The organism is Dietzia cinnamea NBRC 102147, from assembly GCF_001571065.1.
Taxonomy (GTDB): Bacteria; Actinomycetota; Actinomycetes; order Mycobacteriales; family Mycobacteriaceae; genus Dietzia; species Dietzia cinnamea.
Window position 1 is genome coordinate 1 of the sequence record NZ_BCSW01000151.1, and the last position, 611, is coordinate 611.

Sequence of the window (611 nt, forward strand, 5' to 3'; positions counted from 1 at the left end):
GCGGCGCTCGCCGCCGCGCAGCAGGTCGGCGGCGCCGCGCTCGAGCAGGTCGAACGCCTCGTCGAGGTAACCCGCGCGACCGTGCGTCGCGTCCTGCTCGCCGCCGTGCGGGCGGTGCCGCAGCACCGAGGCACCGGCGGCCAGGCTCAGGTCCACCAGCACCCGGATGCGGAACCGGCTGAGCTGCGGCTCCCGGCGGCCGATCGCGTCGTACAGCGGGTCGAGGATCTGCTCCGCGAGGCACGACCGGGCGTCGCTGGAGAGCATGATCCCGATCTGCTCCCCGGCCACGAACAGGTTCTCGGCGGCCTCGATGTCGTCCGACGAGCGCCCGTACAGTTCGCGGAACATCGTGCGGAAGATGTCCACGGGGGTCAGGTCCGGGTGGGCCTGGTCCACCTGCCGCACGAACTCCGCGATCTGCTCGCGCAGGAAGTGCAGGAACGCGTCCTCGCGGTGGGCGAAGTAGTTGTGGAACGTGCGGGTGGACACCCCCGCCCGTCCCGCGATCGCCGACACCGTCGCGCCCTCCGCCCCCTCGGCGACCAGGAGTTCCACGGCGGCCGCCGAGAGACGGGTGCGGGTGTCGGCCTTCTTCCGCTCGCGCAGGC

1 protein-coding gene is annotated in these 611 nt (G+C 73.0%); it reads right to left on the reverse strand.

What is annotated here, in order from left to right; translation table 11 throughout:
- On the reverse strand, nucleotides 1-609 hold a 609-nt coding region (locus DCI01S_RS16545; protein ID WP_061230216.1), incomplete at its 3' end, for a TetR/AcrR family transcriptional regulator.
- Between the last annotated feature and the right edge of the window lie 2 nt (nucleotides 610-611).